Origin of the sequence: Salipiger mangrovisoli (genome assembly GCF_015223355.1) — a bacterium.
GTDB lineage: Bacteria > Pseudomonadota > Alphaproteobacteria > Rhodobacterales > Rhodobacteraceae > Salipiger > Salipiger mangrovisoli.
On the sequence record NZ_JADFFK010000005.1, the window covers coordinates 259,711 to 283,872 of the forward strand.

At 68.1% G+C, this 24,162-nt stretch carries 7 protein-coding genes and 1 pseudogene (1 of these 8 only partly in view); 1 reads left to right on the forward strand and 7 read right to left on the reverse strand.

Translation table 11 applies throughout. From position 1 onward, the window contains the following. The 7 genes from IQ782_RS09085 to IQ782_RS09115 form a co-directional block, all read right to left on the reverse strand. On the reverse strand, positions 1-13,919 hold the beginning of the coding sequence (locus IQ782_RS09085; RefSeq protein ID WP_194134305.1) for an LEPR-XLL domain-containing protein. 15,886 nt of this gene lie to the left of the window's left edge; 13,919 of the gene's 29,805 nt are visible here — the first part of the coding sequence; its start codon is at positions 13,917-13,919; the stop codon falls past the left edge of the window. Between the two features lie 70 nt (positions 13,920-13,989). Continuing rightward, positions 13,990-14,793, reverse strand: coding sequence for an efflux RND transporter periplasmic adaptor subunit (locus tag IQ782_RS09090; protein WP_194134306.1), 804 nt, complete (start codon positions 14,791-14,793; stop codon positions 13,990-13,992). Continuing rightward, positions 14,790-16,784, reverse strand: a complete 1,995-nt coding sequence (locus IQ782_RS09095; RefSeq protein WP_194134307.1) for a preprotein translocase subunit SecA — start codon at positions 16,782-16,784, stop codon at positions 14,790-14,792. The genes IQ782_RS09090 and IQ782_RS09095 overlap by 4 nt, the downstream gene beginning before the upstream one ends. A gap of 5 nt (positions 16,785-16,789) precedes the next feature. Beyond that, positions 16,790-17,575: a SapC family protein gene (locus tag IQ782_RS09100; protein WP_194134308.1), complete on the reverse strand. Its 786-nt coding sequence runs from the start codon at positions 17,573-17,575 to the stop codon at positions 16,790-16,792. Then, positions 17,509-19,785, reverse strand: a complete 2,277-nt coding sequence (locus IQ782_RS09105; protein ID WP_194134309.1) for an efflux RND transporter periplasmic adaptor subunit — start codon at positions 19,783-19,785, stop codon at positions 17,509-17,511. Before IQ782_RS09105 ends, IQ782_RS09100 begins: the two co-directional genes overlap by 67 nt. After that, positions 19,782-21,485: a GAF domain-containing protein gene (locus IQ782_RS09110; RefSeq protein WP_194134310.1), complete on the reverse strand. Its 1,704-nt coding sequence runs from the start codon at positions 21,483-21,485 to the stop codon at positions 19,782-19,784. The genes IQ782_RS09105 and IQ782_RS09110 overlap by 4 nt, the downstream gene beginning before the upstream one ends. A gap of 1,177 nt (positions 21,486-22,662) precedes the next feature. Continuing rightward, positions 22,663-23,202 (reverse strand): hypothetical protein, encoded by a 540-nt coding sequence (locus IQ782_RS09115; protein WP_194134311.1) that lies wholly within the window; start codon positions 23,200-23,202, stop codon positions 22,663-22,665. Positions 23,203-24,086: 884 nt separating this feature from the next. On the opposite strand from IQ782_RS09115, the pseudogene IQ782_RS09120 reads away from it, so the two are divergent. Beyond that, positions 24,087-24,162 (forward strand): annotated as a pseudogene (locus IQ782_RS09120) (electron transfer flavoprotein subunit beta/FixA family protein); the annotation flags it as partial.

Consider the following 24,162-nt stretch of genomic DNA (forward strand, 5'->3'; position numbering starts at 1 on the left):
CCGAAGGTGCCGAGGTGGTGCTCCAGATGGTTGCTGCCCGGCGACGTCAGGTTGATCGCCGCACCGCCGAGGGTCTCCGACAGGCGCACCTGATTGCCGTTGGACTCGATGACGTAATAGGTTTCGCCATCCACCAGCCCGCCGATCGGCAGATCGCCGAGATGCGTGAGCGTGTGCAGCGAGGTGTTGGCGGTGTCCGGCCCGGTGCCGTCGGTGTCCTTGTCCGGGGTCAGCTCCACCACGTTCGACAGGAAGGTGTCGGTCGCCGGCACGTTGGTGATCGATCCCAGCGGGTTGGTCCCGTCCAGGGTCAGCGTTCCGCCCGAAAGCCCGTCGATGGCATAGGTCCCGTTGTTCCCGGCCGAACCGGAAATGGTGATCATCTGCCCAACGCGGAAACCCGCCGCGTACCAGCTGCCACTTTGCAGCACGATCCGGTCGGTCGAGCCCGAGCGGGTGTAGGTCACCGACTCCGAGAGCTGGGCGCGGAGCTGCACCGAGGTGCCATTCGCGTTCGTGATGCGGTAGGTCGCGTTGGCGCTGAGCCCGCCGAGCGCGATGGCCGAGGCCCCGACCGAGGCGGGCTCCACGGTGTAGACCACCAGGTTGCCATTGCTGAAGCCGTGGTTGCGGAAGGCGAAATCCTCCTCGCCCACCTCGTCGACGAAGTAGATCCGGTCGTTGTCGGTGTTGTTGAAGTCGTTGGTGCCGTCGACATCCACGGAGGAGGACGAGAAGCCCTGCCCGCCCGGAGCGCGGTAGGTCAGCAGCGTGTCGACCGCGTAGGGTTTCGACAGGGTGATCCACTGGCCGCTCACGTCGCCGGGCTGGAACTCGCCCGCGTTGGCCTCGAACCAGCCGTCGACCGCCTTGGCCGCGCTGTCCACCAGCTTGATCGTCTGCGGGTCGATGACGTGGACGTAGAAGGTGGTGCCGCTCGCCACATCGGCGGTGGTGTCCTCGATCTTGTAGAGCACCACCTTGTCGCCGTTCACGAAGTTATGGTTCTGCGCGAAGGTGATCTCGTCGCGGCGCGAGTCGACCTCGGAGCCGGCGAACTGGTTGCCGAGCGCGACGGTGGAATTGCCCTCTCCGACCGAGATCGCATTGTAGTCGCGGTCGCTGCCGCTGATCTGCACGATATCGCCGGTGCTGACGCCATGGCTCTGCACCAGCAGCGTGTCAGACCCGATATCGAGCGATTGGATCAGGTAGGTCGGCGTGTTGCCGGACTGCGGCTCGGCGGTGGCGTCGACGGTGACGTTGCCGCCCGCGTCGATGGTGGTGCCGGTGTCGATCCGCGCGGTGATCGTCGGGGTCATCGTGGCATAGGCGAGCGAAGCGCGGACCGAGATGCCGCCGCCGCTGGCACCCTTGGCGTCGGCGTCGACCTCGGGGTTGGCATAGGCCTCGACGTTGACGTCGCCGGTCGACTGGATCGCGAGGTTCTGGCCGATCTCGGCCCGGACGTTGCCGTTGGCGCTGGAGGTCGCGGTGTTGTCGGAGACCGACAGCACCCCGCCGCCCGCCGCGTTGACGCGGGACGAGGCGGTGTTCTGCCCGGTGGCCTTCACCGTCAGGCTGCCGACGGAGTAGTCGGCGATCCCGTCGTTGGAGCCCTGATTGCGGATCTCGGCCACGGTTCCGCCATTGGCGGTGGCCAAGGCCTGGGTGACCCCGATGGCGCCGATGATGCCGACGTTCAACCCGTCCGAGAAGCCGCGGGCGATGTTCACCGAGCGAGCGATGATGTCCACCTGCCCGTTGGTGTTCATGTTCACCCCGCCGTTCACGTAGGCGTCGTTGCTGGCGTTCGCCGTCGCATTGGCGATGTTCACCTGCGCAGAGAAGCCCGCCCCGGTCGCCGCCTCGGTCTTGGCATAGGCGCGGTAGTAGGTGGTGTTCGGGGTTTCGAGGAAGTTGTGGCTCGACCGGACCGTCACGGTGTCCGCGGTGATCGTGCCCGAGGTGATGCTGGCCTCGAGATCCGGCGAAAGGGTCGCCGTGGCGACGCCTGCACCGAAGCCCGCGAGGCCGAAGGCCTTGCTCTCGGTCTGGGCCACGGCGCGGCCAAGCGAGATCGCGTCGACCGTGACCGCTCCGCTGACCGTGGTGCTGCCCGCGATCCGCGCGGTGATGTCGGGTTCGACCGTCGCGGTCCCGACATGGCCGTTGGCCGAGATCAGCCCGCCGCCCGACGCCTCGGCGTAGACGTCCGCGAGGTTGTCCGCCGTGGCCTCGACCAGCATCGAGGCGCCGCCGGTGACGGTGCCGTTCGAGATCGCCTCGGAGGCGCCGCTGGCGGTGGCGATGCCGACGCTCGCGCCGAGGCCGAGGGCCCCGACCGCGACCGCGAGGGCCTCGGCCTCGGCGCGGTTCCGGAGGTCGGAGCGGACGGTGATCGCCGCCGCGCCCGCGTTGATGGCGCCGCCGACACCGATCAGCGCATGAGTCTCGCCGTTGGCCGTGGCGATCGGCGTGGCACCGGCCCCGCCGACGACACCGCCTGCCGCCGCGACCGAGAGCGACAGCGCGCCCTGGCCGGAATTCTGGTCATTGTGCCGCGCGATGACCGAGAGGCCCTGCGTGTTGGCCAACAGCCCGCTGCCGATCTCGGCGGTCAGGACCGGGCTCAGTGTGGCCTGCGAATAGGCTGACCCGATACCGGCGAGGCCCACGGTCACGCCATAGAGACGCGATTTCACGTCCATGTCGCCGATCGCCTCGACGGTCACGAGGCCCGAGCTCTCGATCTCGACGTCATCGCCGATCTCGGCCAGCACCTGCGGGTTGGCATCGACGAAGTTGAAGTTGATACCGATGGCGACCCCCGCCACCGCGACCGCGTAGGTATCGACGGAGGCGCGGACCTTCGAGGTCGCGGTCACCGAGACCGCGCCGACCTGCCCGTCCTTGCCGATGTCCGCATCGTGGCCGATCCGGGCCACGGTCTCGTAATCCCCGGTGCCGTCATCGAGATTCATGCGGGTGAAGTTCACCCCTGCCCCGACGAGGCCCGCCTGGACCGAGAAGGTCTGCGCTTCGTAATCCTGGTCATTGCTCGCCGAGACGGTGATCGAGCTCGCGTCATCAACCGAGGCGCCGTCGCTGATCTCGGCCAGTTGCATGCCGTTGTCGTTGACGACCGTGACGGTCGCGCCGACCGCGAACACCCCGCCGGCGACGCCGACCGAGATGATGTCGGCCTGGCGCTTGCCGTTGGCAGAGACGGTCACCGCCCCCGCCGCATCGACCGCGCCGCCAAGCTTGGCCCGGACGCTGGAATTCACCGTCAGCACGGTCACGCCCGCGCCGACGCCGATGACGCCGCCCGCCGCCGAGCCGGTGATGATGTCGATCGCGATCCGCTCGTCCGCGGTGACCGAGACGCTGCCGCCGGTTTCGATGGTGGTGCTGCCCTCGACGATGGCGGCCACGCCGTCCTCGCCGATCGGCGTGTAGCCGAGCGCGCTGCCCAGATCGAAGCTCGACTGGTTCAGCTTGGCCGAAAGCACGCCCGCCGCCGCGCGGCCGTCGGCGCTGTTCGGATCGGCTGCGCCCGAGGCGCCGTCCAGTTCGTCGAACTTCTGGTCGACGCTGCCGGTGGCGCCATCGGCATTGGCGGTGCCGTCATCCGCGAGCGATTCCTCCGAATCCGGCGTGTCGTCGCCGTTGTTGTCACGCTCGACCGTGCCGGCGTTGCCCGGATTGCCCTCCTCGTCCTGGTAGGCGGTCTCGAAGTCCGAGCCGATGGCGAAGACGTTCACAGCTCCGGCCACCCCGCCGAACCCGGCGCCGAGCGCCATCACGTAGCCCTTGATCACCCGGTCCGCGAGTGCCGTCACCTCGACGGGTCCACGGGCAGACAGATCCGCACCGAGGCCGATCTTGGCGCTGACGTTGTTGCGAATGCCGCCGAAGCTGACCGAGGCGCCGACGCCCACGACCCCGCCACCGGCGCCAAGCGCGGCATGGACGATGGAGAACTCGTTCGAAGCCGTCACCCAGACGCCCTGGTCACCCTCCGCGGTGCCGCCGTTGAAGAAGTCACCAGCGCCCTTGTTGATCTGGGCGTCGTTGCCGATCGTGGCATGGGTGTTGCTGTCCACCACGGTGATCGCGATGGCGCCGCCGATGCCCACGAAGCCGAAACCGCCGGCGAAGGCCAGGTTCAGCAGGTCCTCGCCGGAGCGGGCCTGGACGATCACACCCCCCGCGAGGCCGGTGTCGAAATCGCCGTCACCCGAGAGCGACCCCTGCAGGATGCCACCGACCTGGTCGCCGGTGGCCGAGGCGTCGACCGAAGCGCCGTTTGCGATGGTGGCGGTGGTGTCCTTGCTGAGCACCACCACGCCGACCGAAGCGCCGACCCCGGCGCCCGAGACGCCCACGCCGACGCCGCCCGTGATGATGGTGTAGTCGGTATAATCCTCGGCGATGACCGCGACGTCACCTCCGGCGACGACGATGGCGCCGGTCCCGATGGTGGCCGAGGTCATGTTGGTGACCGCGACCACGGCCACGCCGCCGCCGACGCCCACGACGCCGCTGGCCGCGACGCCGAGGCCAACGATGAAGAAGTTCTCGTTGGCATAGGCGGTGACCAGCACGTCCTCCTCGGCGGTGACAGAAGCGCCCGCGCCGATGGTCGAGGAAACGGTCTGACTGATGACCGAGACATCGACGCCCGGGGCCGCCGCGACCGAGCCCGCGCCCGCGCCGCCGGCGCCCACGCCGGTATGGCTGAAGTCATTGGCCGAGATCACGTAGACGCCCTGCCCGTTCGTGGGCGTGCCGGTCTGGTTGATCTGCGCGCCCGCGCCGATATCGGCGGTGATCACGCTGGTGGCCTTGCTGACCGAGGCGCCCACGCCCACGGCGACGCTGCCGCCGCCCGCGAGGCCGATGGCGATGGATTCCACGTCGTCCTTGCCGCTGGCCGAGACCACGACGCCCCGCACGTTCGATTCCCCCAGCGTCGCGGTGCGCGCCGCCGTCAGGTCGGGACTGTCGATCTCGTCGGTGTCGGCCTTGTCGTCGCCGGTCTCCGGGTTGGTCTCCTTGGCAAGGTCGGTGTCCGTGCTGGTGTCGGGCAGGCCGACCTCGAAGTTCTCGGCCGAGGGCCGGCTCGACTGGAAGTCGAAGGCATTGGTGTCGACGCCGGTGTCCGAGGCCGCCGAGCCGATCGCGTATTGCCCGGTCCGCGCCGAGACGGTGCTCTGGCCGAGGCCGGTCACCGCCGCGCCCGCGCCGATGTCGGAATCCACCGTCTTGTTGATGACCGCGACGCCCACGCCCGCGCCGACCCCGCCGGAGCCCCCCACGGCCACTCCGACGACGATCATGTCGACCTCGGTCTCGTCAACCGCCTGCACCTTCACGCTGCCCACGGTCTTGGCCGAGGCGCCCGCTCCGATGGCGGCGATGGTGGTCAGCCCCAGCACCATGACATCCGCGCCGATGCCGACGCCGACCGAGCTGCCGCCCGCGGCCGAGACGGCAAACGTCTTGAAGGTGTCGATGCTCTTGGCATCAACGACGATATTGCCGTCGACCATATCGCCCGAGACCGTCGGGTCGCCGCCCAGCTCCGCGTTCTCGCCGATGCTTGCCTCGGTCAGCTTGGTGAGCGTGTGCACGTTGACGCCCGCGCCGACCCCGGCGCTGCCGAGCCCCACGGCGACCGAACCTGCGACCGACAGCATCTCGGTCGTCGCCGAAGCCTCGACAAAGACGCCGGGATCGATGGCATCGCTGGCATTCCAGGCGTTGACGTGGACCGAATTGCCGATGCGGGCCGTGGTGGTCTCGCTCATCACCGAGACGAGCACCGACGCACCGACGCCCACGGAGGTGCCCGAAACGGCGGCGGCGACCACCAGGTCGAGGATTTCCTCGCTCGAGGTCGCTTTGACCGAAAGCCCGATGTCGCCGTGGGTGGTGACCTCGGCATGATCGCCGATGTCCGCCATCACCGTGTCCGTGTGTACCAGCACCGACGAGGCGATGCCGACACCCGCACCACTGAGCGAGGCCGCGCCGCCACCCGCGATGAACAGCATGTCGAAGCTGCCGGAGGCGGAGACGGTGACGTCACCGCCTGCGTCCACCGTGGACTTGAGCAGCGCCGCGCCGCTCTCGATGTTGGCCTTGGTGGTGGTCAGCACGACCGCCACGTCGACCGAGAAGGCCACGGCGCTGCTGGAGGTAGAGCCCCCGAAGGTCGCCGCGACGCTGTCCATGCTGTCGCTCGCCATGGCGGTCACCGAAACGTCGCCACCGCCCGAGGTCAGTGTCACGCCGGTGCCGACCCGCGCCAGCGTGTCGCGCTCGACCACATCGACATTGATGCCGATGCCGACGCCCACGCCGCCCGCCGAAAGCCCGAGCGCGCCCGCGCCGGTGAACATGTCGAGCGTGTCCGTGGCACTGACGGTGATGCCCGCGTCGCCCTCGACCACCGCGTCATCGTCGATCTCGGCCGTGGTGTTGATGTCGATGACATTGACCGATGCCGAACCACCCGCCGCCGCGCCGCCGCCCGAGGCGGCCACGCCCGCGGCGAAGTTGGTCAGCGCAATCGGAACCCCGCCGCTGCCGCCGGTCAGGCTGAGGTTGTCGTTGATCGGGGTGAAGCTGCCCGTCGCCTGGACCGTCACCGCGCCGCCGTTGGCAGTGACGCTCGCGCCATCGCCGATCCGCGCCGTCGTGTCGAGGTCCTGGCCGATGTTGATGGCAAAGGCGATGCCGACGCCCGCCCCGCTCGAGGTCGAGAGCGCCGCGCCGCCGGCGATGTTCTGGATCTCGGTCTTGTTCTCGGCGATCACGGCCACCGACCCGGCCGAGGTGGTGACGCTGGCGGCGTCGCCGATCTCGGCGGTGGCGCCGACGTTCATGAAGTTGATGGCGATCGATCCCGCGATGCCGTCACCGCTGGCGACGGCCCCCGAGAGTGCCCGAACCTGATAGCTGTTCTTGCCGCCCGCGGGATGCACGGCCTTCACCGAGACCGAAGCGCCCGTGACCGTGGCCGCGGAGATTTTCGCCGAAGCATCAAAATCGGTGATGTTCAGTCCGACCGCCGCCGCAACGCCGGTGTCGGCGCTGATGTTGGTCGAGGTCGCCGTGGCCAGCGCCTTGGCGGTGATCTGGTAGGTCGTCTCGACCGCCACCGCGCCGGTGGCCGCGATATCCGCATCCTCTGCCACCAGCGCATCGGCACTGCCTTCGAGGTAGTTCACCGCGACCGTCGCGGCGATCGAGGTGCCGCCCTTGGCGTTCGAGGAACTCGCCGCCTGCGACATCCCGGTGCCGCCCGATTCCGTGGTGGCGCTGGTCTCGGCCTGGGTCGACATGCCCGCGCCGGTCTGGCTGGGCGTGTTCGTCGCCTTGCCGCCGGACTGGTCAGAGGCGAAGCTGCCGGCATCTGTCGTCTGCTGGTCCGAGCTTGCGGTCTTGGTCTTGTCGGCTCCCTTGGCGCTGGCCTTGGACTGGGTGATCGAGGTCAGCAGCGCGCCGGCCTTGATGTTGGCGCTGGCCGCCTTGTTGCTGCCGGTGGTCATCGCGCGGTGGACGCTGGCCTCGGTGTCATCGAGCCCGATGTTGATCGCCACCGAGGCACCGACGCCGGTGCCATTGCCCGCCGCCTCGCCATCGGCCTTGGAGACCAGCGTGCCGGTGTGATCCGCCGTCACCGACAGCGCCCCGCCGATCATGGTGAAATTGCCCGTGCCGGTGCCGATGCGCGCCTGCGCCAGGTTCTCGACGTAGGTGATCGCCACGGCGCCGCCGACCGCGGTGCCCGAACCCGCGGCCCCGCCGATCGCCTCGGTGGTGGCATCGTCGCTGTCCGCGTCGTCATCTCCCGACAGGAAACTCGTCTCGACATCCACCGAGACACCCGTCGCGGTGCCGGTCATGACGGTGGCATCGCGGATGCCCGCATCGGTGGTGTCAAAGGCCACCTCCAGCGCGATGGCCGCGCCGACGCCGGTCGAGGAATTGCCCTTGCTCAGCCCCTTGGACGAGGCGAGCACGTAATGCTCGGAATGGCTCTCGCCCTCGATGTCGAGCGCGCCACCGCCAAGAGCGATGGTGCTGCCGGTGCCGCCGGCGAGCGGGGTCGTGTCGGCGGTGATCACGTTCAGCGCGAAGCTGCCGGCAATGCCGGTGTCGCCGCCCGCCGCCGAGCTGGTGGCGCGCGAGATGAAGCGGTGCGTGCCGTCGCCGCCGGGCAGGTCGCGCATGGTGGAGGAGAGGATGAGCCCCTCCGCATTCACATCCGTGCCAACGGCGAGGGTCGCCGCGTTGGTCATCGTCGCGACGTTGATCGCGACGCCGACCCCGACCGAAGTGCCATTCGCCGTGGTCGCGCTTTCGCCAGAGCCGGTCGCCAGCGCATCCATGTTGTTCTGCGTGGTAAGCGAAACGGTGCCATCGGTGGCCATGACGCCGCCGCCCGAGATCGTCGCAAGGGCGGTCGAGCCCGCAACGTTGACCGCGATGGCCGCCGCGACGCTCACGTTGGAGCCGTTCTGCGAGGCGTTCGAGCTGGTCTGCTTGTTGCCCGCCCCGGTGCCGGCCTTCTTGCTGTTGGCAAGCTGGGTGCCCTGGCTCTGCTGGGAGTTGGCGGTGCCGCCGGATTTCACCCCCTTGGCCGAGGCCGTGGCCTTGGTGTCGGACGCGCCGTTGCCGAGCGCCACGAGGGTCACGCTGTCCGCCGAGACGCTGCGCGCGATCTCGGCCTTCGCCACGTCGTCCACAAGGCCGATGGCGACCGAAGCCCCGATCGCCGTGCCGCCCTGTGCATTGCCATTGGCATAGGTCGTGGTCGCGCCGCTGTTGTCGGCGTTGAGCGAGATGTCTCCGCCGGCCGTCAGCAGCCCGCCGGAGCCGATGCGCGCAAGGGCGGTCTCGTCGATGAACGAGACGACGATGGCTCCGCCGACCGCGGTGCTTCCGGCCACGGTGCTCTCGGCTCCGCCACTGCCGCTGATGGTGTTCTTCGCCGTGCTGGTGGCCGAGAGCGTGATGTCCGCCGCCCCGGAAACCGCCGCGCCATCGTTGATCTCGGCCTCGGTTGCCGAGACCGAGACGTCGATGGCGATCGAGGCACCGACGCCGGTCTTGCCGCCGCCGGTGGCCGCGGTCGCCTCGGCCTTGGTCTCCTGATCAGAGGCCGCGGACAACGCGACGTCGCCGCCGCCCGCAGTCACCGTACCGCCGATTCCGGCACGGGTGTCATTGTCGAAGATGTTGAGCGCGAAGGAGCCCGCGACGTTGAGGTTGCCGCCGGTGGCGCCGGACTGGGAGCCTGCCGAGATGACGTGGGTGGCATCGCCCTGCGTGGCCATCAGCGCCTCGGCCGAGAATGCGCCGTTCACGCTCCCCGAGGCCAGCTCGGCCCGGTTCGACAGGTCGGCCACGTTGATCGACACGGCAACGCCGACAAGATCCGCATCGGCGGTATTGCTGTCGTTCTTCGCCGCCGCGGCCGAGCCGTCGGCGATGGCCGAGGCATCCATATCCGCCCGGCTGTCGAGCGCGGTCGCCGCGGTCACCGTGACACCCGTGAGCACCGCCTCGGCACTCAGCGAAGAGACGTTCAGCGCGATCGCCGCGGCGACGCCCACGGCTCCGCCGCCGGTCCCCTCGGCCGAGGTGTTCTTGCCGTTGGGCGTGGCGCTCTGCGGCGAGCCCTTCTTGCTGCTGGCCGTGCTCACCGCCCCGGCCTTCTGCTGATCGGCGGTGGTGTTGCCCTTGCCGCTTTCCTGCGACTTGCTGGTGCCCTTGGCCGAGGCGGTCGCCTCGGCCTTGGAGGCGCCGCGGCCGCTGACGCTCATCGCCAGCGAGATCGCGGACAGGTTGCGGTCGAGGTCGGCCTCGGCGGTGTCATCCACGAAGGCGAGCGCGATGGAGGCACCGACCGCGGTATTGCCCGAGGCGTCGGATTTCATCTTGGCATGGCTCGAGCCAGCGTGGGTTGCCGTGAGCACGGCCGCCCCGGTCAGCGTCAGCGCCGCCCCGGTGCCGATGCGCGCGCGGGTGACCCGGTCGTGCACGTCGAGCGCGAGACCGCCGCCGATCGAGGTGCCGGTGCCCGCATCGGCACCCGCTTCGGCGGAGGTGCTAGCGGTATGGCTGCCGGTCGCGGCGGCGGTGAAATCCGCGCTGCCGGTCAGGATGGCGGCATTGCCAAGCTCGGCAACGGTCAGGTGATCGGCGACCGAGATCGCCACCGAGGCGCCCACCCCGGTCGCGGTGCTGCCAGTCTGAGCGGCGGTGGCGGTGGCGGTGTCGGTGCTGGTCGACGCGGCGGTGAGCGTGGTTGCGCCGCCATTCGCGCTGAGCGAACCGTCGATGCCGGCGCGCGTGTCATTGTCGCCCACCAGCAGCGCGAAGCTGCCCGCGATGCCGGTGTCTCCACCCGAGGCGCCGGACGTGGCCGAGGCGCCAAAGGCATGGGTGCCGCCGCCCGCCATCGTGGCCGCGGCGCTGAAGCCGCCGTTGCCGGTCAGCACCACGGCGCCGGAGGCAGCTATCCCGGCGGTGTTGGACAGGGTCGAGACGGTGATCGCCACCGCAACGCCGATCTGGGTCGCGCCCTCGGACCCGTCGCTGGCCGCGCCATCGGCGGTCGTGCTGGCGTCCATGTCCGCCGCGCTGGCAAGCGTGACGCCCGTCGCGGTCAGCGTGCCGGCGCTGACCGAGGCATCGGCCTCGCCCTCGATGACGCCAAGTGCAAGTGCTGCGGCAAGACCGACGCCGCCCCCCGAGGTCGAGGCCTCGGAAGTGGAATCCGTCTTTCCGGACAGGGTGTTGTCGCCCGACTTTGTCTCTGCGAGCGCGGTCGTCTCAGCCTTCTGCCCCTCGGCGTCCGAGGCGCTTTCGCTGCCGCTGTCGGTGCCCTTGGTCGAGGCGCTGGCGGTGATGCTGGTGCCAGTGGTGGTGCTGGCGGCAAGATCCGCCTGACCGCCCGAGGTCACGTTGCGCCGCACCCGCGAGGTCGCGCGGTTCTCGACGAAACCGAGCGCGATGGCCGCGCCGATGGCGGTCGATCCGCCAAGCGCATCGCCGTCCGCCGTCAGCGTGCTCGCGGCGGTATGAGTGGCGGTGGCCGCCACGTCGCCGCCGGTCTCGAGCGTGCCGGTCGTGCCGAAATCGGTCGCGGTGCCGTTGTCCACGACCACCAGCGCCAGCGCGCCGCCGATCACCGTGCCGTCCCCCGCCGCGCCGCCCTCGGCGGTGGTGGTGTCGGCATGGCTGCCCGCCGCCGTCAGGGCGAGCGCGCCGATCCCGGAGCTGCCGCCGCCGTAGCCGCCCTCGGCCAGCGCGTTGCCCTGCAAGGCGGCGGTGGTGGTCTGGCTTCCGACGAAGATCGCGAAGGAGGCGCCGATGCCCAGCTCGGTTCCGCCCGCGGAGGTGTCAGGGTCCGGTGTCGCAGAGGTGGTGACCGCCGTGGTGCTGGTGGCGCTCAGGCTCAGGTCGGCACCGTTGAACTCGATCAGCGCGCCGCTCAGCACGAGCGCGCGCACGTCGGTCTCGACATACTGGAAGGCGAGCGCCCCCGCGACGCCGGTCTTTGCCGAGTCGCCGGTGCCCGAAACCGCGGTCATCGTGTAGCCGCCCGACGCGTCGAGCGTGGCCGAGGCGCTGACGCTGCCGGTGTTGTAGTTGGTTGTCCCGCCGAGCAGCGCGGCCACGTCCGCCTCGATCACGCCGATGCCCACGGCAACGCCCACGCCGGTGCTGCCGCTGCCGGTGTTTATGCCGCTGGCGGCGCCGGTGATCGTGTCGGTCTGCACCGCGGAGAGCGAGACGGAGCCCGCCCCTGCAGTGACAATGGCGCCGGAGCTGTCTACCGAGACGCGTGTTTCCGGCAGGTAGATCGAGACGACCACCGCACCCGCGAAATCTACGGAATTGCCGCCGCCGGTCGAGGCATTGTCGGTGCCCGAGGGATCGCCGTCCTGGTTGGCGTCGGCCAGGCGCTTCTCGGACTGGTTGTTGCCGCCGTTGGACTCCGCGCCGCCCGCGGTAGAGGTCGCCGTGGTGCTGATCGTGCTGCTGGTGGTTGCGCCCAGCGTGATGCTGTCGGTGGCCAGGCTTCCGAGCGAGCTGCCGTCGGTCACGGTCACCCCGGTGGAGACCACCGCCACGGTGACGGCGAGCGTCGCGCCCGCCTGCCCGCCCGAGCCATCGGCCGCATTCGCGGCATCGATCGTCTGCGCCGCGTTCATCGCAAGCGTGCCGCCCGCGTCAACGGTGCTGCCGCCGTAGACGCCGACCTCCGACGAGGTGATGATGGTCGAGATCGCAATCGCCGCGTCCACATCCGCCTGTGTGTCGGAGCCATCCGCGGAATCGTCCATGGCGATCGTCAGGTTGACGGCGGTGTCGATATCGACGTTGCCACTGGCCGAGACGGTTGCCGCCGAACCCGCGTCCTCCGGGTCGCCAATCGTCACCCGCGCGCTGTTCAGCGCGGCGACCACCGACCCCTCGAAGCTCGCGCTGCCGAAGTCATTGGTGTCGACCGTCAGGTTCGAGGTCGAAGAGGCGGTCATCACAAGGTTTCCGGCGGTCGCCGAAACCGAGCCCAGCACCTCTATGCGGGCGGTCGGGATGGCGAGGAACAGCCCGTCGGTCTTGTCCTCGAGCAGCGCGGGCAGCAGCCCGCTGTCGGTCGCCGCCGCGGTGAAGGTCACATTGGCTCCGTCAACGCTTGCGCCGGCATCGACCTCGATCTGCTCGGCGTTGATCGTGACATCGCCGGTGGTGTCGAACGCGCCGGTGAAGGTGACCCGGTCGAGCCCGTCGCCGCCATTGACGATGAAATTCGCCGCGCCGAGATCGAGCGTGCCAACTTCGAGCAGGTCGCCCTCGGCCACCGCCGCGATCAGGTTCAAGAGGGTAGGCAGGTCTTCGGTGAACTCATCGAGATTGGGGAAGAGCCCCTGGTCGCCGAGCATGTTGATGGTCAGACTCGTGGTCGGAATCGCGATGTCATGCATCTCGAAGGTCGGGACCATCGACGCGCTGGTGATGGTCAGCCCGTTGCCGCCCGCCTGGAGGATCGCATTGTCGCTGACCTCGTCGCCCAGCGACGGGACGGTGAAATTCACCACGACGTTGTCAGCGGCCATGGTGCTGGTCACCGGCTCGAGCCCGGCATAGTTCAGCGTCCGGCCGTCGCGGGTGACGGCGCCGGAATTGCCATCGACCGCGGTGAAGCTGACGGTCTCGAAGCTGCCGCCCTCGAAGGACAGCACGTCATAGCCGCCGTCGCCACCGTCCACGCCGCCGTCGAGCGCGCCATCCGCTTCGATGACGAAGGTGTCGTCGGTATTGTCCGCACCCGTCAGCGTTTCGACGCTGGCAAAGCGCAGCCCGTTCACCGCACCGGCGTTGTCCCCGTCCACGCGCCATTCCGTGTCCTGCGCCGCCCCGGCCAGGACGTCGCTGCCGCCCGCCCCGTCGAAGCGCAGCGACACGCCGGTGGGGAAGTTGCCCGCGACGCTCAGGGTCAGGCGGTCATTGCCCGCGGTGCCGATGATCTGGATGTCGCTGACGTCGGCCAGCGCCTTTTCCTCGACGAGCGTGCCGGTCTCGTCATCGTAGATGCGGAACATCTGCGCGACATTGTCGAATTCCAGGGTCCAGGCGGCGCCGTCACCGTCCAGATCTGCCATCGGCATGATGTCGGCGGAAAGCAGGTAGCGCGGTTCCAGCGCCTCGACCTTGACGGCCGAGACCCGGACCGGCACGCGCCCTTCCTTGATCGCACGGAGCTGTTCGAAGAAACGGTGGCGCGTCTGGCCCGCGAACCATTTCGGCTCGGGCCGCTTGCGCGCGGAGATTGCAGGGGACACCGGGGTTGCGCCGGTCCAGATCGTCTTGAGTCCAAACGGGAAAGACATGTTCTAAACTCCCTGAAACGTTTACGTTTCTCAATTATCAGCCAGATGTGGCCAGCATGTTCGGGTCTTCTCAGCTTCCGCCGAAATCAAGCTGGCAACGGTGCCCTGCGGGCAGCGCGCCATCCTCGTTCGGCAATTCCAATTCGATCACGAAGGTGCCGCTCGCCGCGTCGAAGACACGGTCCACGGCGGTGACCGTCGCCGCATGAGCGCCGGTCAGCGGGGCGACGGGGTGGATGATGGCGGTGTCGCCGACCTGCACCTCGGCGTAGAGCGAGACCGGCAGGAAGGCCTCGACCTTCAGCGGGTCGAGCTGGACGATCTCCAGCACGTGGTCGTCGGTGCCCACGTATTCCCCGGCGCTGAGCACGCGTTTCGCCACCACCCCGGCCACCGGGCTGGTGATGCGCCGCTGCGCCAGCGCGATCTCGGCGCGGGCCAGTTCCTTGACGGCGATCTCCTGGTTCAGCTCGGCCTGCGCCAGCAGGCTGCGGCCGGCAATGATCTCGCCTTCGACCTGGTTGTAGAGCTCCTCGGTCGTCAGCCCGCGCTCGCGCATCTGCGAGATCCGCTCGAAACGTTTCTCGATCATCGCGAGCTGCTCTTTCTGGGCGATCACCACAGAGGTGTTCTCGGCCCGTGTCCGGAGCAGGTCGACGGTGCTCTGCTCGATCTCCGAGACCAGCCTCGCAACCACCTGCCCCGCATCGACCCGGTCCCCGCGCGAAACCAGGACCGCCTCGAGCAGACCGGTCGCCGGGCTGCCAAGCTCGATCATGTCCGCCGGGTCCATCAGGCAATCATAGCTCTCGGCGCGGGCCGAGGCGGCGGCGGCGCAGGCGAGACAGACCACAAGGAACGGAAGCCGGGTCATTCGAGTCCTCCGGTGAAGGAAAGCATCCTGTCGAGCCTGCGGTCCTGGCGAACCAGGTCCTTGCGGGCGCGGGCGTGGCTTTTCTCGACGCGGCCTTGCGCCCTGTCGAAGACCCGCAGCCGTGCGGGCAGGCCGAAGAAGGGCACCCGCGCCCAGGCCTTGAGCAGCGGCGCGCGCAGCACCGCGGCAAGCGGATCGTCGAGCGCGAGCAGCGTTGCGGCGCTGCCCGGCTCGCCGCGACGCCCGGCGCGGCCGGCGAACTGGCGATCGATGCGCGCGGAATCGTGGCGCTCGGTCAGGATGACATGCAGCCCGCCGGCCTCTGCCACGCCCGGTGCCAGCGCGATGTCGACACCCCGCCCGGCCATGTTGGTGGCGACGGTGATCCGACCCGGCTCGCCAGCACGGGCGATGATCTCGGATTCCGCGCTGTCGTTCTCGGCGTTGAGCACGACATGCGCGAACCCCGCCGCCGACAGGTGCTCGGAGACCGTCTGCGAGGTGGCGACCGAGCGGGTGCCGATGAGCACGGGTCGCCCCGCGGCAATGGCGCGCTGCGTCTCGCCGAGCACGGCGGCCCACTTCAGGCTGCCGCGGCGGTACACCTGCGGCGGCAGCAGACGCAGCCGGGATCGGCGGTTCGGCGGGATGCGCTGCACCATCAGCCCGTAGACCTCCTGCAACTCCCCCCGCACCTCGCGGGCGGTGCCGGTCATCCCGGCGAGCGTCTCGTAGCGGCGGAAGAAGCGCTGGTAGGTCATCCGCGCGACGGCAAGGTTCTGGGCCGTGACCTCGGCCCCTTCCTTGGCCTCGACGAGCTGGTGCATCCCGTCGGACCAGGAGCGGTCGGGCTGAAGCCGGCCGGTGTATTCGTCGACGATCTGAACCTTGCCCTCATGGACGAGATAGTGATCGCCGCGGTGAAACAGGAAAAGCGCCGAGAGCGCCTGGTGCACCACCTCTTCGCGCTTGATCCGGCTGAGCCAGATGCTCGCGTCCCCGGTGGTCAGCTCCTCAAGCCGGGCCTTGCCGCGTTCGGTCAGCGTGACGCGCTTTTCCTCGCGGTTCAGCTTGTAATCCGCGCCCTCCCGCAGCGCGCGGGCAAGGTCGAGAGCACGGTTGGCCCAGATCGCCTCTTCCTCGGGATCAGTCTGGCGCGAGATGATGAGCGGGGTGCGGGCCTCGTCAACGAGCACGCTGTCCGCCTCGTCGATGATCGCGAAAGGCAGGCCCCGCATGACCGGCTCCTGCGCCGCCTCGCCGCCGGTCAGCCGGCGCAGGCGCTGGCGCAGGGCCTGCGGCCCCTCGGGGCCAAAGGTGATCCGGTCGCGCAGGTAGTCGAATGCGATCTCGGTGTTCGAGCCGTAGGTGACGTCGCAAAGATAGGCGGCCCGGCGGTCTGTCGGTGCCATCTTCTCGAGGATCACGCCGACCCGCAGCCCCATCCGCGCATAGAGCGGAGCAAGGGTTTCGGCGTCGCGGGCAGCCAGGTAGTTGTTGACGGTGATGACATGGGTGGGCCGCCCGCAGCAGGCCGCGGTGGCGGCGGCAAGCGCCGCGGTGATCGTCTTGCCCTCGCCGGTGTCCATCTCGATCAGCCGCCCGCGCAGCATGGCAAGCGCGCCACGGATCTGCACATCGTGGTGCCGCAGGCCGAGACTCCGGTAACTCACCTCGCGGGCCGCCGCGATGCCGAGGCGGATGCTCGCGGCTCCGAGCCCGCTGCGGCGCAGGCGCATCCGGATGCGACCAAGCTCGGCATCGAACCCGGCATCATCGAGCGCCGCGAGGCGGCGCCCGATGCGCTTGATACGGGCTACGGTGATGCGGTCGCGGAGCGGCGCGGTCACGCGGGACACTGTCCGCGTGACCGCGCCGAGCACCGCCTGCCCGGCGTCCTCGAGCCAGCCGTCGTCACGGTCCTCCCTTTCGGGATAGAACCTTACGGCGGGGGCCCTTGGAGTGGCGCTGGCTGTCCGCGACCCGAGCATCTTGGTTACGCGTCCTCGGTCTCGGGCGTTTCAGCGTCGGGCGCGGCGGCCTCGGCCGCCGGCGGCGCGGGTGGCACCGCGATCTGGCCGATCATGTCGTTGAAATGCCGCATCGAGTGCAGATGCAGGAAGGTGCATTCCAGCTCGTCGGTGTCGAACATCGCCCGCAGGTCCTCGTCGCCAAGCTTGCGCAGCTTCTCGCGGTTGATCGCCATGAAGCCCGAAAGCGAACGCCGTGCCCCGTCGGCAAGATTGAACTGCGCCTGCATCGGTTGCAGCAGATCGAGGTCCATCAGCCGCTTGCAATAGGCCTCGGTCCGGCGGAACTGGCCCTGGTACTCCTGCAGGAAGCGCAGCATGTTCTGCAGGTACTGGGTCTGGTTGCCGTCGCTGTCGAACAGCCGCTCGCCCTTGCCGTCGCGGTTGCAGCCCTCGAAGGTCTCGTCGACATGCAGGATGAAATTCGCGTTGTCCTTGTCGGTGGCGAAAACGAAGGGATAGCGCCGGACGAAGGCTGGGATGTAGCCGCCGGTCCATTTGCCCTCTGCGTCGACGTAGAAGTTTTCCGACTCCTTCACGCCGAGGATCACCGCGGGCATCACCTTGTCGGCGGTGCCGGCAAAGACTATGGGATAATGCGCCGCGGCTGCCGAGAACTCGATGGCGGTCAGCGGCACCGAATTGACCTTGGTGGCGAAACGGTAGGTCTGCCCGGTTCGGATGCTCAGGTCGCCATGCGCCTTTGCGGTGACCGGAACGGCCTGTTCGTAGAAGAGGAGTTGGGTTGCCATGACGTTCTCCCTGTCAGAGTTGGCTTGTGATTTGGCTGGCTCCACGTCGCGACCCGGTCGGGGGCCGCGAAGTATTTGAGGAATATGCGAGTGGCCGCGCGGTAGAGCCGCGCGGCGATCGGCGCGTCGCCGTGCGAGAAGCGCACGTGGACGCGATCGCCGTAACTGTTGACGGCGCGCGGTCCGTCGAGTTCCAGGTCAAGCAGCAACACCGGCTCGAGCGTTTCGAGGCGGCCCGGCGGGCTGGCAGGATCGATCAGCACCCGCCCGCCACCCGAGGTCGCAAGCGCACCGCTTGGCAATGTGCGGGTGAGACCCGGCGAGGCGCGCACCACATGCGCGGCGCTGGCGACCCGGTCCCCCAGGAAGCGGACCTGCATGGCGCTGGTGTCGGCGCGGACAAGCTCGGCGTCGGCTTCCGGGACGGCGACCCGGATCAGCGGATTCTCGAAAGAGGCGACGAGCGCGAGCAGGTCGCCCGGCTCGGCGAAACGCCCGACGAGGCTGCCGGGGTCCGGCAGGATGACCCGCCCGTCGGTGCGCGCAAAGACGGTCTGCTCGCGCAGGCGCTCCTCGGTCAGCGCAAGATCGGCCCGCGCGGCTTTCAGCTCTTCCTCGAGGATGTTCACCGCGGTGCGCTGGGACGCGCGCTCGCTGTCGAGCCGGCGCTCGATCTCGGTCAGCCGCGCTTGCAGCAGGTTGCGCCGCGCCTCGATCAGCGGGTCCTCGATCCGCAGGAGCGCCGTGCCGCGGCTCACCTGCTGGCCGGGGGCGACAAAGACCTCTGTCACCACGCCTTCGGAGGTGGCATTGGCGAAGGCATCGGGGCGCGGGAAGACCACGCCTTCGGCCATCGTGTTGTGCGGCACCGGCACCGCCAACACGGCGGTGATCATCCCGCCGACCAGCACCGCGGTGACGGCCAGCGCCCTGCCCCGGTTGCGGCGCAGTGCCGGATCGGCGAGCACGAACCACAGCCCCTTCAGAACCGGCAGGATCAGCATCAGGAAGAACGCCCAGATCGCCAGGATCACGCCGATCACGAAGAAGCGGGTGGCGACCAGCCCGACGATGCCGATGGTGATCAGCAGCCGGTAGAGGAAGGCGGCAACGGCATAGCCGAACAGCCAGGGCGCCTCACGCGGGGCGGTCACCGGGCTCTCGGCCCAGGTCAGCCCAAAGCCGTAGCGTTGGACGAGGTAGCCAAGATAGCGGTTCGCGCGCTGGCCGAGGTTCGGAATTTCCAGCCAGTCGCAAAGCACGTAGTAGCCATCGAAGCGCAGCAGCGGATTGCCGTTGAAAAGCAGGGTCGAGACGCCGCCGATCAGCATGACGTTGAAGGCGAAGGCGCGCAGCAGCCCTTCCTCGGCCCCGTCCCAGACGATCATCGCCAGGGCGGCAAGGAAGATCTCGACGAGGATCCCCGCCGCGCCGACGAGCATGCGCTGCCACTTGCTGGCAAAGGCAATGCTGTCCGAGGCATCGACATAGGGGACCGGCACAAAGACCAGGAACATCAGCCCGATCTCGTGCACCTCGCCGCCCCAACGCTTGATCGAATAGGCGTGCCCCAATTCGTGCAGCGCCTTCACGCAAGGATAGGCGAGGAGCAGCAGGATCACGTTCTCGGCTGTGGCGAAGCGGTCGAAGACATTCGCCGTCAACGGTCCCCAATCCAGCGCCGCGAGCACAAGCCCGTAGCCCACCACGGAGAGGAACAGCAGCACGCCGAGGATCGAATAGATCGGCCGCACCAACGGCAGCGTGGCCGAGAGGAACCCGTCAGGGTCGAAGACCGGCACCCGCAGCGCCAGCGGATTCATCACCGAGCGCAGCAGCTTCTGCCGCGCCATCCGGCGGCCGCGGTCGGAAAGCTCGACAATGTCGGGCGGCACGTCGCCGACGAGGACGTCGGCGGTGTAGAGCTGCCCCACGAGGCGCACCAGCTCGTCCTGGGTGACCGCATCCAGCGCGAGCTGCTCCAGCGCGAGCGTCCAGATCTCGTTCAGCGTCCGGCTGCCGTCCATCATGCAGATCAGACGGTAGGCCTCGGGGGTGAAGCGGTGGAACCGGCCCGAGGCGCGGTCCTGAAGCACGAACCAGAGCGTGCCGCGGTAGACGTGGCGGTGAATCCTCGCATGGGTGCGCAGCCGTGGCCGGAATTCGGCCACCCGGTACCAGGAGGTGCTGGACCAGCTGCGCTGCGTCATGGCTGCCACCTCCACCAGGCAAGGCGCGCCCAGTCGACGATCTTGTGGCTCAGTACCCAGGCCAGCCGCGCCTCGGCGATGGCGGTGCGGGCTATGCCCTCCATCCCCGGCCGCAGCGCGGCGCTGTCGCCGAGCGGTTCCGCCTCGACCCGGAAGAAATTGCGCCCTTCGCCCTGCCGCGCCAGCGGCGTGATCGAGGTCACGCGATAGTCGAGCGGGCGTTCGGGAAAGGCCGAAAGCCGCAGGCTGCCGGTCTGGGCCTCGGCGATCTCGTCGATGTCATGCTCGTCCACCTCCAGCACGACGCGGAAGGACTCGAGCGGGGCGATCTTGAACAGCGTCTGGCCGCGCTCGATCGCGCCACCGACGTTCTGGCTGAGATCTCCCTCGACCACGTAGCCGGCAAAGGGGGCGCGGATGCGGGTCCGGGCGAGCTGCTCCTCGACCAGCGCGAGCTGCGCCTCGGCCTGGTTCATCTGGGCGCGGATGATGTTCGCCTCGGCGATCTCGCGCTCGGCGATGGCGCGCTCCAGTTCGCGCGTGCGCTGCTGCAGCGCCGTCGCGAGGCGGAGCCGCTCCAGCCCGAGGTCCTTTTCATCGAGCACGGCGATGACCTGGCCCGCGGCAACCACGTCGCCCGCCCGCGCCGACTGGCTGGCGAGATAGCCATTGAACGGCGCAACAAGGCTGCGCTGCACAGTGCCCTCGATCCGGGCGACCGAGGTGACATCGTAGTTCGTTGTCGCGACCCACAGGAAAGCCGCCAGCCCTGCCGCCGCGAGCGTCGCGAGCTTTGCCCCGAAATGCACAGGTCCGAGCAGCGCCAGCAGCAGGTCCCCCAGCGCGCCAAGGATACGACGCGGCAGCCAGCGGCCCGCAAGCTCGCGGTCGCGGAGGATCGGACCGGCAACGCTGGCGACGGCGTCGCAGATCTCGACTTCGGTGGCGGAAAAGCCAAGCCCCTCCCGCCGCTCGAAGGTGAGCGCGCCGATGACCTCTGAGCCGGAGGTGAGCGGAATGGTCAGCACCGCGCCGACAGCATGCGACCGTGCGAGGTCTTCATGCGCGCGGGTCACGCGGAAATCCCAGCCCTCCGGTTCGGGCCAAAGCACCACGGCTTGCTGATCCACGGCCTCGTCCATCGCGTGCTGAACTTCCTTTATGAGGCTCACGCGCCGACCGAAGCTCGCGGCACTCGAGACCGCGCGGATCTTCATCCGCCGGCCCTTTTTGAGCCCGATGCTCACGGTCTCGCAGTCCAGTCGCCGGGCCAGTTCGGTGACCAGCGCCGAGGCCGCCTCGGCCAGCTTCGGCCGTTCAAGCAGGGTGGCCAGCACGTCGAAGGCCAAGGTCATCCGCTCGCGCAATTCGCCGTCCCGCGCCTCCTGCTCGCGGCGCAGCATGAGTTCGATCCAGCCCGCGGCCCATTGCAGGCGGCGGAACAGCGTGGCGGTCGGCGCGGCGCTGGCGGGCACGGCGACGGCGACGGCGCCGAAGAGACCTTCGTCAACGATCAGGGGCTGGGCCAGCAGTCGGCGCGCCGTGCCCTCTCCGATGACGACGGGCTGGCGCGTGGAGAGCGCTTGCCGGGCAAGATCCTGGAGGTCGTCCTCGGGGGGGCCGCCTGCCGGCCATTGCGCGGCCAGCGTGAAGGCGCTGCTGTCCAGAATGTCGCCGGCGAGCAGAAGGCCGGTCGCCATCCCGTCGATCTGGCGCGTGGTCAGTCCCAGCCATGTCTCTAGGAATTGTGCGAGCGTCTCCGCCTGCTGAAATCTCGCCCAAAGGGATTGGTCGAGAATGGCATAGGAAACGGCGACATTCGCTGAAGGAGACTCGGAATACTGACTCATATCTTCCACATTAACCCGACACAGGGAAATCATCGTTGCCAAGCGGGACCGTCATAAAGACGGATACACGGAACCACCCCACAAACGCAGGGCAGGATATTAATAAATACTGAATGAGGTTTTTTCTCTCCCGGTCCCAAGCGTAGAACCGCCACGACCATGCGTCAATTTCTTTGTTGTGACCGACCTTCGAGGACAACACGCAGAATAACGGGGCAATCTCCGCCCTTAATTGTCATGAAAGCCAAGAAAACATGACAGCGCAAAGCGGCGGAGACTCGCCGATCTGCTGAAAATTAGAATCAATGAAAGGCATGTCTCCGTCACAGTTTCGCCGCCCTCTCGACGCCCGGTCGCCCCAGACTCAGGCTCGTCGGCATTTTTCAGACCGAATCTGCGAGCTTCTCGCCTGAACCAGCGGCACGACACTGATTCTCTGGAACCATTTCCGGCGTCGCGCGCAAATCCGCACAACCTGGAAGGCAAAGGGGCAATGCGCCGTCAGGCATCCCGCTGGGAATGTAATTTCTTGTTTCACAACGCAGATAGGGTGAAATTGCGCGACCTCAGCCGCGATCCAATGCGGACCGAATACCGTCTTTACAACCAAGACAGAAAACAATTCGCCGCGGCGCGAAAATCAAACTCCTAGACCGCTCTCAATCCCAGCCGCGTCTTAGGCCAGGGACCCGCTCCACAAATGGCCATTTATATGCAAGAAGCGTGCCGACCCATCTAATGGTTGAGAGTCTGCGGCATCCGTAGCGGTGGGAACTTTCCTGACCGCAATCACAATGAAAGGACGCGCGCCGCCTTGCCGAAGGGCGCGCGGCAAAACCTTTCAGGTCTCTATCTGCCGGGGCTTTTCAACATCGACCGTATGACATGCAGGAAGGCACAATGCCTTCCGGCGCGATGTCCTCGAACATCCGCGCGTCGAGGACCTTCAGCGGTCAGCTGGCGGCCGCATCGCCGGGCAACCAAGCCGAACTTGGGTGCCCAGGATGGTTGCGATCTCGGCCGCGCTTCAGGGCATCGGCATCATCAGATGCGCGTAGGGCGTCCCCGGCCACATGACCCAGGGCTGCCCCGCGCCCTCTGGAACCTCCGTGGGATAGCTGTCGAGCAGGGGCTTGGCCCCCGAGCCGAGAAGCATCACATGCGGGCCGGTGACAACCCACTGGTTGTCCGGCGTCTCGGCCTCGGCATGAGGATCGATATTGCTTGCGCCCTCGTCACCGAGCAGCATGTAGACGAAGCCAAGCGTATCGGGCGGGTCTTCGTTCTTCATCCAAGATTGCAGAAAACTCATCGATGCCTCGTCGGCGCACATCGGGTTGGTCCCCGGATACATGCAGGTCCACCCGTTGGTTCCTTCGCGAAGTACCTGCATGTCTCCGCTGTCGGTCGGGTTGAGCAACGTCGCATTCGCAAGCACCTCGGCCGGTGCGACCCCGTCGAGCCGCTTCATAAGGCTCTCGACGGTGACGTCGCTGGTCTGGCCAACAGCCGACGATGCGAGCAGTACAAGCAGTCCTGCGGTTGCAGAGATTTCTGGGCACGTCATGGCAGCGTCCTCCTCCTGAGGTTCACGCTATCGCCGCCCGCGCTTCAACCGCTCGAGGGCGGTAGCCACCCCAGTATACGCCTATGGCCTTGAGGTCGCAAAAGATTCATAAGACACTCTTTAGTTGCCATCGATGCATCGACCTTCCCGCATAGGATGTCACCCGATCGAAGAGTCGCGCGGCTCGCTTCGTGGATCCCTCGTACAGTTCTGGCCGAAAACTGCACCCAGAGCGGTGTTCCCATGGGATGAGGTGACGTGGTCAGGGCGCGCCCATGAACGCATTTGTCCCCGGAACGCTCGATGAGCCGTGACTCTGCAAGGGCTTGGGAAAGCGCTTCGCGCGTCGGACCACTCTCCGCGCGGAACCTCGGCAGTTGGTCCGGGCCACGGACACCGCGGGACGTGTGTTTCGGCACCGGCTGAGGCTGCGCTTCGACGTCTTGGGAAGCGAGGTGTCTCGCAACCCTGGAGAAGGCGAACTCTTGGATGCCGCGGCCCCGCGCTGCCCCTGCGTCCGCCCGCGCCAGAGGGATACCGCGCGCAGGACATCATGCGCCGGAACAGCTCCGAATGGCACCGCCCGCCCTGACACCGTCCTCGCCGCCGGGTGAGCCCATGGACACGACCTGACTGCGGCCCAGGTCTTGTCGCGGACGCCGGGCTCAATCCCGCGCCACGGTGCGAGGGAAGCCCGGAAGGCCTCTGCCCGGCTGATCTCTGAGGTCACTGCACTCTGCTTACAAGGCAGGACTGCGACCGCGATACGCCCGACTTGAACAAGAAAAATTTGCCGTTTCCCCCCCGTTCTTGCGTGAGCGCAGGCGGCCACCACCATACGGTTTGGCGGAAACCACTCTCGCAGCAGACTGAGAAAGACGACCATGAAGGTGCTTGTGCCCGTGAAGCGCGTGATCGACTACAACGTGAAAGTCCGCGTGAAGGCGGATGGCACGGGGG

What these genes read in the sequence shown, in the direction of transcription:
- IQ782_RS09115 (WP_194134311.1), bottom strand. Translation starts at nt 23,202, where the DNA reads ATGACGTGCCCAGAAATCTCTGCAACCGCAGGACTGCTTGTACTGCTC.
- IQ782_RS09100 (WP_194134308.1), bottom strand. Translation starts at nt 17,575, where the DNA reads ATGGCAACCCAACTCCTCTTCTACGAACAGGCCGTTCCGGTCACCGCA.
- IQ782_RS09090 (WP_194134306.1), bottom strand. Translation starts at nt 14,793, where the DNA reads ATGACCCGGCTTCCGTTCCTTGTGGTCTGTCTCGCCTGCGCCGCCGCC.
- IQ782_RS09110 (WP_194134310.1), bottom strand. Translation starts at nt 21,485, where the DNA reads ATGGCGACCGGCCTTCTGCTCGCCGGCGACATTCTGGACAGCAGCGCC.
- IQ782_RS09095 (WP_194134307.1), bottom strand. Translation starts at nt 16,784, where the DNA reads ATGCTCGGGTCGCGGACAGCCAGCGCCACTCCAAGGGCCCCCGCCGTA.
- IQ782_RS09105 (WP_194134309.1), bottom strand. Translation starts at nt 19,785, where the DNA reads ATGACGCAGCGCAGCTGGTCCAGCACCTCCTGGTACCGGGTGGCCGAA.